General features: G+C 41.7%; 9 protein-coding genes. 3 read left to right on the top strand and 6 right to left on the bottom strand.

From position 1 onward, the window contains the following. The first annotated feature begins 381 nt into the window (after positions 1–381). Positions 382–600 (top strand): hypothetical protein, encoded by a 219-nt coding sequence (locus L2735_RS17865; RefSeq protein WP_248986002.1) that lies wholly within the window; start codon positions 382–384, stop codon positions 598–600. A gap of 250 nt (positions 601–850) precedes the next feature. Here L2735_RS17865 and L2735_RS17860 read toward each other — a convergent pair whose 3' ends face one another. From L2735_RS17860 to L2735_RS17845, 4 genes are all read right to left on the bottom strand, one after another. Next, the gene (locus L2735_RS17860) at positions 851–2,305 is read right to left on the bottom strand and encodes a sensor histidine kinase (protein ID WP_248986001.1); all 1,455 of its coding nucleotides are present in this window, start codon (positions 2,303–2,305) and stop codon (positions 851–853) included. A 41-nt stretch (positions 2,306–2,346) separates the two neighbouring features. Next, positions 2,347–3,072, bottom strand: coding sequence for a response regulator transcription factor (locus tag L2735_RS17855; RefSeq protein WP_248986000.1), 726 nt, complete (start codon positions 3,070–3,072; stop codon positions 2,347–2,349). A 120-nt stretch (positions 3,073–3,192) separates the two neighbouring features. Further along, on the bottom strand, positions 3,193–3,957 hold the full coding sequence (locus L2735_RS17850) for a spondin domain-containing protein (RefSeq protein ID WP_248985999.1): 765 nt from the start codon (positions 3,955–3,957) through the stop codon (positions 3,193–3,195). An 11-nt stretch (positions 3,958–3,968) separates the two neighbouring features. Next, complete coding sequence (locus tag L2735_RS17845) at positions 3,969–4,640, bottom strand: spondin domain-containing protein (protein ID WP_248986003.1); 672 nt, start codon at positions 4,638–4,640, stop codon at positions 3,969–3,971. Positions 4,641–4,893: 253 nt separating this feature from the next. On the opposite strand from L2735_RS17845, the gene L2735_RS17840 reads away from it, so the two are divergent. Both L2735_RS17840 and L2735_RS17835 read left to right on the top strand, forming a co-directional pair. Then, entirely contained in the window at positions 4,894–5,487 is a 594-nt protein-coding gene (locus L2735_RS17840) for a GNAT family N-acetyltransferase (protein WP_248985998.1), read from the top strand. 81 nt (positions 5,488–5,568) lie between these two features. Further along, entirely contained in the window at positions 5,569–6,921 is a 1,353-nt protein-coding gene (locus L2735_RS17835) for an NAD(P)/FAD-dependent oxidoreductase (protein WP_248985997.1), read from the top strand. 25 nt (positions 6,922–6,946) lie between these two features. On the opposite strand, the gene L2735_RS17830 is transcribed toward L2735_RS17835, so the two are convergent. Both L2735_RS17830 and deoC read right to left on the bottom strand, forming a co-directional pair. Next, positions 6,947–7,822: a DMT family transporter gene (locus L2735_RS17830; RefSeq protein WP_248985996.1), complete on the bottom strand. Its 876-nt coding sequence runs from the start codon at positions 7,820–7,822 to the stop codon at positions 6,947–6,949. A gap of 32 nt (positions 7,823–7,854) precedes the next feature. Continuing rightward, the gene (deoC, locus tag L2735_RS17825) at positions 7,855–8,631 is read right to left on the bottom strand and encodes a deoxyribose-phosphate aldolase (protein ID WP_248985995.1); all 777 of its coding nucleotides are present in this window, start codon (positions 8,629–8,631) and stop codon (positions 7,855–7,857) included. Between the last annotated feature and the right edge of the window lie 25 nt (positions 8,632–8,656).

Raw genomic sequence — 8,656 nt, 5'->3', positions numbered from 1 at the left:
CCAACAATATTGCTCAAGATGTGTTTTTAAATAAACGTCGTGAAATGCGTATAAACCAATAAAATAAAACCCCCACTTTAAAAAAAGTGGGGGTTTGTCATTAATCTGAGACGAGCAATGCTCGTCTTTTTTATTTGGTAAAAATAAGTAGAGGTTTGACCAAGACCTGCTAACTTATATTAGTGATCTTGATAATTATGTGGTGAGCTAAATCACAAAGTAACAATGAGATATTCTAAATTGTGATCTTTGCAAAACTATTCAGTGGGTTAATTTGATATTTTATACTCATACTGAGATTAATTTTATTAAGCTAACTAGCTTTGTTTCATGATGGGATAGAAGCCACATCAGTAGCATTCGCTAAAAAGAGAGTTAAATATGAAAATTCAAATTATTGTTGCTTTAGTGTTCTTTGCTATTTTTGCTGCACTGCTTCCTGGTACTCATTACATCTATGTTGCTAACGCTGATTACTACATGGGCCAATATGTAACGGTTGCTTCTGTACTACTGATGTGGGGCAGTTTATTTGCAGGTGTCGCGAGCTTATTCTTCCACAAAATCAAAGCACTATACCTATCAATCGATAATGGTTAAGTCTTTTTTATCAGCTAATCGTCACTTCTTTTAAGAGATATCTATTAGCTGATTTAAGACGTTTCTATTAGTTGATTTAAGTGATATCTATTAGTTGATTTAAGTGATTAAGTACCTAGGTGTTTAAGGAATTAAGTTTCTAGGCACACATACAATACCAAGCCACCTCATTTAGGTGGCTTTTTTTGTGGGTTAAGTGACAAGTTTTTAGGTTAAGTGATAAGTCATTTGGTTTTAAAAGATGATCAATTTAGCTGATTGCTAATTCAATCATAAAGTGGCTGCCTTTTCCCGGGGTGCTTTTAATATCAATACGACACTTTAATAGCCCAAGTAACTGCCTGACAATGGCTAATCCCACCCCAAGCTGAGGTAAGGGTTGATCGGGGGCAAAATTGAGTTGCTGCATCGATAACTGCTTTAACGCTTCAACCTCATGCTTATGCATCCCTGCACCAGTATCTTTAACGGCCAACCAGCTGTGACCATTAAGGGTTTCGCTGTAGACTGTTATAGTGCCGTTTTTCGGTGTGTAGCGCAGTGCATTATCCACCAGGTTATTTAATATCCGCCTCATTAACTGCGGGTCGGTATACACCTGTAATTCGTCAGTAACATCAAAATCTAAAGTGACGCCGAGTTTTTTGGCTCTTGGGGCAAAAGTCTGATTTAAATCAAGTAACACTTCCCGCAAGTTTATTTGTTTAATTTGGGCACTTATCTGGCCGTTTTCTAGTGCTGCCAGCTCCAATAATTGCGATAACAGTTGCTGTAGGTTTTGCCCTGAGTTTGCTGCATATTCAATAAATTCCGGTTGGCGTTCGTCGGGTGGCGACAGTAACCAAGTGTCGATATAGCCAAGTAATGAAGTGAGCGGGGTTTTCAAGTCATGGGATAGATGCAGTAAAAAATCGTGTTTTGCTTGTTGTTGACGTTTGACTTGTTGATGCTGATTATTGAGCTCTTGTAGTAAGTGATTAATATGCTCACTGAGTTTTTTGATTTCTAAACTGCCGTTATAACGATTAGGGAGGGCAAGGTTTTCTCCTAAAGGGGCATCTTTGAGGCGCGTTAAATCGCTGGCTAATTTTTGAATTGGACGGGTAAAAAAGCCTAATAACAGTACAAACAGAATTAACGCAAAAATAACCCAAAATCCGATAGTTGCCCCCCAAAGCTTGGGCTGGTTTTCTGAATTAATCAGGGCTTGCCAACTATCATAATCTTCACCACCAATAATCACATATAAATAGCCACTGTGGAGGCCATTTTCGGTAATGAGAGGGCTGACAGAGAATATCTTTTGAGTTTCTGTCGAGCGCGGATCTGTGCCTAAAATGGGTAAATCTCTTCCATCAATAAATTGCTGGATTTTGTTTAAGTCGACCCGATTTTTTTTGATTTTCTCTTCTTTGGCATCATAAGCCACGACACGACCTTCGGGATCTAGGGTATAGATTTCAAAACTGGGGCCGAGCAACATAAAGTCATGGAAAGCTTCTTTTAATGCTGCATCAGAGGTGATGCCTTGAGAAAGCAATGGATTAATATGCGCCATGTGCTCTGCGAGCTCAAGATGAAGGGATTGCTGTATTTGATTGCGGCTAAATTCATGATTGAGCTGCAGCCACTGCCATAAGGCAACAAATAACAGTAAAACCACCACAGTGGCAGAAAGAAATAATCGGTTAAATAAACGATTCATAATGACAGACCTGCCTTGGTAATGTCTTAGAAAAGATAGCGTTAGGCTTGCGGTGGTGAAAATTTATAGCCTACTCCCCAGACGGTTTTAACCAGTTCAGGGTGACCGGGACTGCGGGCCAATTTACTGCGTAAACGATTAATGTGGCTATTTACCGTGTGTTCATAACCGTCATAGTTGTAACCCCAAACCGCCTCAAGTAATTGCATGCGGCTAAAAACTTGCAGTGGATGTTTGGCTAAAAACAGTAATAAGTCGAACTCACGAGCTGTTAATTCCAAGGTGCTATTATTTGATACTACTTCTCGAGTAGATGAATTAATCGAGACACCATGAAAATCAAGTTGTTCCGTTTGTACTTGTTGCACCTTACTGCGTCTGAGCATAGCTTTAACTCTTGCTCTAAGCTCTAATACGCTAAAAGGTTTGACGAGATAATCATCTGCGCCCGCTTCTAAACCTAAAACAATATCCGCTTCAGAATCTTTAGCGGTGAGCATCATCACGGGTAGTGATTTTTCAGCTTCACGTAATTGCTGACACAACATAATGCCGTCGCCATCGGGCAACATACGATCCATTAAAATCAGATCGAGTGTTTTCGTGTCGATAATTTGCATCGCTTGGCTTAACGTAGTGGCATGAAAAACTTCATAATTTAGTGCCGTTAAGTTAAGCATGATGAGTTTTGCTAAGTCTTGCTCGTCTTCCACCAGCAAAATGTGTGGCTTTATCTGATGGCCGTTATGCTTATTGCTATCGTTCATCCTGAATATCCCAAATCAGATCCCTATTGAGCAGACCTGAGATGGGAAGATTAAATTTCAATTTGATTGATTTTTATTCGCAATCTAATAAATTGAACCTTAATAAAGCCTAGTTTCGGCTTATTCAGTGCGGCTAATGGAAATTGCCACAGCAGGGTTATCGAATCGATGAGAAGGCGTTAATACACTATCCATTAAGCCGTCATACATAGTAATGACACCTGGATGAATATGAACAAAATCAACGTCATCTCTTTCTGAATTGTAACCTTCGCCGCCGTCAGCAGGTCCAGGCATTGTGCCTTTTGCTTCTGAGTTAGCTTCAGTTCCCGCATCGTAAACCATGCCGCGCATTGATACCGATTCATCTACTGCAAGCATAGTGATGTCGTAGCTATTAAGGCCAGTAAACGCATCATTGGTATTCACTAGCATGGTGGCAACGGTGAGGTTGGCTACGTCAGCTTCATCAAGTGTTACTGTGATGGTTTCCGACATGCCAGGCATTAAAATACCTGCGCCGCTGACCGTTGAATTCACTCCTTCAATAGCAGCTACATCGGCAGCATCACCACCTTCGGCTATTTTCTCAAGCGCCACATTGGCTGCTTCACCTGCTTGCCATAGCATCACATCAGCACTGTGAGATGCGATTGCAATAGGCGACATAGGCTGATTAGCGGTTAAGTTAGTGACAGTCACAGTGTAGGTTTGCATTACTGCCACAGGTGTTGTTGGGGTTACTGGCTCTGGTGCTGGCGAATCATCATCGTCATCAGAACAACCCGTTAATCCAATCACAGCAATCAAAGCAGCAGCGGTTAAGCTGTGTTTATGGTTGTACTTTTGACTGTGCTTTTTTGAAGTATTCGTTAAATATCTCATTGCGAGTCCCCTTATTTGACGGTAACAACAACTTTCGCCACAGGGTTTAACCAGCGATGAATACGGCTATCTAAATCACTTGCGCCACCTGCTGCATCGGTATCACCTAATACACCTGGGTGAATATGCACATAACTGTTAACAGAACCATCCATTACACCAGTACCATTCATGCCCGCATCACCACCAGGTGCTGCTGGGATCCCAGGTACGCCAGACATGCCGCCACCATTAACGATTTCATCATTGGCTTCAGTACCTGCATCATAAGCATTCAAATAGACTGTGTAGCTGCCAGCTTCAGTAGGAATTTCCCAACCATCTAAACCGATAAAGGCATCATTGGTGGGTAAAACCATCGCCACAATTGATAAGTGAGTCATATCCATTGAATCAAGCATCACTTCATTCACTGTTGCGCCTGGCGCTAATAGCCCCATGGCTGGGTTGGTTACTGTAAAACCACCCGCACCCATTACAGCTGCATCTAAATCTGCAATATCCCCGCCTTCTGCCATTTTTTGTAATGCTGGTGTCGCGGTCCCGCCGACTTCAAATAGGTGGCTGTCAGCATCATGTGCTGCAATAAATATTGGCGTGAAATGATTACCGTGAGTTAAATTAACCACGCTAATTTCTAAATCTGCAGCAGTGGCTGAAGCGCTGAAAATGCCCGCCGCCATAAGTCCTACTGTTAATAGGCTCGCTTTGACTGCGCGAGATGGTGCGTTAACTTGGTGTGATACGGCTGGCAACATAGTTGTCTTTAAGACTGATGATTTCATAACAGAGCTCCTTTTGTTTAATTGCAATCGATTCTGCCAAAGGGATCTCACTGTGTTATCGCTAAATTATCACAAAAGTTTAACATCGTTTATTTTGAGTTATTTTCTGTGATATCTTGGCTGCATTACACCCCCAAGTTAGAGTGAAAAAATGATAATAAGAGCACTAACTCCCGATGATTTTCAACAGGTTATTGAACTTGGTAATCGAGTGCATGGTGAAGGATATTTAGATATCGATTCGCTAACTAAAATTTATAAAATGGGCATAAAAAATAATATAAATGCCCATTTTATCGCTGAAAATGAGCAAAGTTCACAAGCGTCTACTGCTAATAATCAAACAAGTATTATTGGATTTAGGTTAACTTATGCTGCAGGGCAATGGCCTATCGATAAATGGTGCACGCCAAGTGAGTGGCCGGTTGCGATTGAAGATATGTGCTATTTCAAATGCAATACGGTGACGGAGTCACTGCGAGGGCAAGGTATTGGCAGTAAATTACTGCAAGCTTCCATTAAAGCGGTTAAAGCTCAGGGAGCAAGAGCTGGCGTAAGCCATTTATGGCAGCAAAGCCCAAATAATTCCGCTGTTAGTTATTTTACCCATGCAGGTGGCAAGCTTATCAAAGAGCATCCTAGTCGTTGGAACCAGCAGTCAGATGAAACCAATGATTATATTTGCGTGTTGTGTGGTGACGATTGTCATTGTACGGCCTGTGAAATGGTACTTGAATTTAGCTGATAACGAGCTGTGATTAGCCATTGATTGTTGGTTAAGTATGCTTGCAAGTATGAAACTGCCTGTTTTAAATGAGTATCACTTATGTCTGCGCCTTTTTACGATCCACTAATTACTTCTACGCCCGTTTCACAACCTTTTGCCGATAGCTATTGGGCGAGCACTCAAGCATTACCTGCAGGCTTACCGCCTTTGACTGGCACACATCAAACTGATGTGGCGATCATTGGTGGCGGCTACACCGGCTTATTGACCGCCTATTATTTGGCAACTGAATTTAATATCGATTGTCAGGTATTAGAGGCAAATCAAGTGGGTTTTGGTGCCAGCGCCCGTAACGCAGGTTTTGTACTTAAGGGCTCTGGCCGTTTGGGGTACTCTGCGATGGAAAAGCGCTGGGATCTTGAGACGGCAAAAGGGATTTATCAAGAGTTTAGCCAAGCGGTTAGTCGAGTTGAAGAGCTTATTACCAAGCACCAAATTGATTGTGAGCCGCAAGAAAAAGGTTACCTTAAAGTGGCTCATAACCTCAAAGCATTGAGTCAATTGCAAAGTGCTGCTGCGTATATTCAAAATAACATGGCAAGCGGTACTGAATTTTCTGCCGAATTTATTGAGGCTGACACGTTTCGGCAGCAATACTTGAATCATCATCAGGCCTATGGTGCATTACGGCTTAATGATGGGTTTGGTCTACATCCGCTTAAGCTGCTATTAGGCTATAAGCAAGCTGTCGAGCAGCAAGGGGTTAAAATCCATGAGCAATCTTGTGTCATTGACTGGATAGAAGAAAACGGCAAACACAGGTTAATCACAGCAAAAGGGGAGTTAATTGCCAATAAAGTGATTATGGCGGGTAATGCCTATTCACCGAAACAGCTAAACCAACGCATTGATGACAAATTTCTGCCCATTTTAAGCAATATCATTGTCACTGAACCGTTAAGCCCTGATGAAATACAGCAAGCGGGATTGCTCAGTAATCAAGTCACTATGGATACGCGGATTTTAAAATATTACTTTCGTTTGCTACCAGATAACCGCTTACTATTTGGTGGGCGCGGCGCTGTATGGGGCAAAGATGCCAGTAACCCAATATATGGGCAGCGTTTAAAGCTTGCGATGGATAAATGCTTCCCATATTTAAACCGTAAAAAAGTCGCCTTTAACTGGACGGGATGGATTGCTGCGTCAATGGATGACATGCCCCATGTATATGGTAAAGGCGGTGTCGGATATAGTTTAGGTTACTGCGGCGCAGGCGTATCATTCAGCGCCCAAGCCGCCTTTAGACTGGCACAAAATATTGCAGGCGAAACCTTACCGAATTTACCTTTGTATAACTCCCCATTACCATCGATGCCGTTTGCAAAAGCAAGACGGCTAGGGCAATGGGGTTATTATCACTATGGCTGGCTTAAAGATAAGTTTGGCTAAATGCTTATCAAAAGATTAATCGGATTTAAGGCTGCTTTCTACGCACTAATGCAACAAGTTGTGGCATTAATGACATTAAAATCATGCCAAACATTAAGCAGTATTGAAACCAAGTAAAATTCTCACCGACCAAAATCATCCCCGATAATATACCCGCTATCGGATTGGCTATGCTGCCAAAAGTAAAATCAACCACTGACATTTTTTGCAATAACCAAACATATAAACCATAACCTACAGCAGTATTTAGGACGATAATCCAAACCAAACCGACAAGATTCTTTTGGCTAAATTGTTCGATAACAACTTGATAAGGTTCTGGCGTCATCACCATTTGAACCATTGATGCAATAGCTAACATCAACCCACCAATGATTAACTGCCAAGTGAGGACTTCCCACCAGTGAATTTTACCCCCAAGACCTTTGACAATGGTACTGCCCACAATAATGCATGAGATAGCGCCAAGCATGGCTACAAGCCCGATTGGATTTAAACTAATTGAGCTAGGGTCAAATAACAGCCAAGCAAGTAAAATCAAGATGGCGCCACTGATAGCTTGGATTTTTTTGGGTTTAACCTTATTGATAAGCCAATGATAAATCATGGCAAAAACGGGAACTGCCACCATGCCAACACCTGAAATGGCGGAAGGTAAGGTCAGTGCCATGACAAATATCAAGCTAAAAAATACCGCAATATTGATAAAGCCAATGCTACAAAGTACTGGCCAGTTTTCACGAGCAGGCAACGTTGGCTTAAGCATGAATAAAATTATTCCAGCAGGTAAGGCGCGCAGTGCACCTAATAGCAGGGGAGGCCAGTCATGCAAAGTATACTGGGTCACTGCATAAGTCGTTCCCCATAAAAATGCAGGTATCATTGCAAGCAGTATATTCATTTAGCTTGATATCCGTGTAAGTGCGTTAAGTATTAATAGGCTGAGTCAGAAACTGTCTTATCACTGAGTTCAAGCGTGTTGAGTAAGTTATCTAGCAAGCTTGATGCCCCGAATCTGAAATGATTCGATGTTGACCATTCTTTGCCAAAAATGTCATTGGCTAGCGATAAATAATCTGCAGCATCTTGGGTGGTTTTTACGCCGCCAGCGGCTTTGAAGCCCACTTTATTGGCTAAATCCATCTCTTTAATGACACCAAGCATGAGCTCGGCAGCTGCTAAAGTCGCATTGACTGAGACTTTACCTGTAGAGGTCTTAATAAAATCAGCTCCTGCTTCAATGGCTATCTTAGATGCTTGCTGAATGAGTGTATCTTGTTTTAATTCACCTGATTCTATAATCACTTTTAGGGTGATGTCACCACAGGCTTGCTTGCATTGCTTAATCAGTTCAAAACCGATATCCGCATTACCTGCGATAAGTGCTTTATAGGGAAATACCACATCAACTTCATCGGCGCCATAAGCCACCGCAGCTTTAGTTTCGGCAACAGCGATATCGATATCATCATTACCATGGGGGAAGTTTGTTACTGTGGCGATTTTTATATTTGCTGTGTTTTGAGCTTTTAACGCTTTTTTTGCTATAGGGATAAACCGCGGAAAAATACAAATAGCGGCAGTATTACCAGCCGCTGTTTTCGCATCACGGCATAACTGAATAATTTGCTGTTCAGTTTCGTTATCAGTCAATGACGTTAAATCAATTAACCCAATAGATTGTGTAGCTACTTTTGTTAAATCTTGCATAGATCCTCAAAATTCAAATGATTGA

It is taken from the genome of Shewanella olleyana (genome assembly GCF_023283825.1).
In the GTDB taxonomy this organism is placed as follows: Bacteria; Pseudomonadota; Gammaproteobacteria; order Enterobacterales; family Shewanellaceae; genus Shewanella; species Shewanella olleyana.
Note: the sequence above shows the minus strand (reverse complement) of the source record. Positions and strands in the feature narration are given on the sequence as shown.

What these genes read in the sequence shown, in the direction of transcription:
- L2735_RS17850 (WP_248985999.1), bottom strand. Translation starts at nt 3,957, where the DNA reads ATGAGATATTTAACGAATACTTCAAAAAAGCACAGTCAAAAGTACAAC.
- L2735_RS17840 (WP_248985998.1), top strand. Translation starts at nt 4,894, where the DNA reads ATGATAATAAGAGCACTAACTCCCGATGATTTTCAACAGGTTATTGAA.
- deoC (WP_248985995.1), bottom strand. Translation starts at nt 8,631, where the DNA reads ATGCAAGATTTAACAAAAGTAGCTACACAATCTATTGGGTTAATTGAT.
- L2735_RS17835 (WP_248985997.1), top strand. Translation starts at nt 5,569, where the DNA reads ATGTCTGCGCCTTTTTACGATCCACTAATTACTTCTACGCCCGTTTCA.
- L2735_RS17855 (WP_248986000.1), bottom strand. Translation starts at nt 3,072, where the DNA reads ATGAACGATAGCAATAAGCATAACGGCCATCAGATAAAGCCACACATT.
- L2735_RS17865 (WP_248986002.1), top strand. Translation starts at nt 382, where the DNA reads ATGAAAATTCAAATTATTGTTGCTTTAGTGTTCTTTGCTATTTTTGCT.
- L2735_RS17845 (WP_248986003.1), bottom strand. Translation starts at nt 4,640, where the DNA reads ATGGCGGCGGGCATTTTCAGCGCTTCAGCCACTGCTGCAGATTTAGAA.
- L2735_RS17830 (WP_248985996.1), bottom strand. Translation starts at nt 7,822, where the DNA reads ATGAATATACTGCTTGCAATGATACCTGCATTTTTATGGGGAACGACT.
- L2735_RS17860 (WP_248986001.1), bottom strand. Translation starts at nt 2,305, where the DNA reads ATGAATCGTTTATTTAACCGATTATTTCTTTCTGCCACTGTGGTGGTT.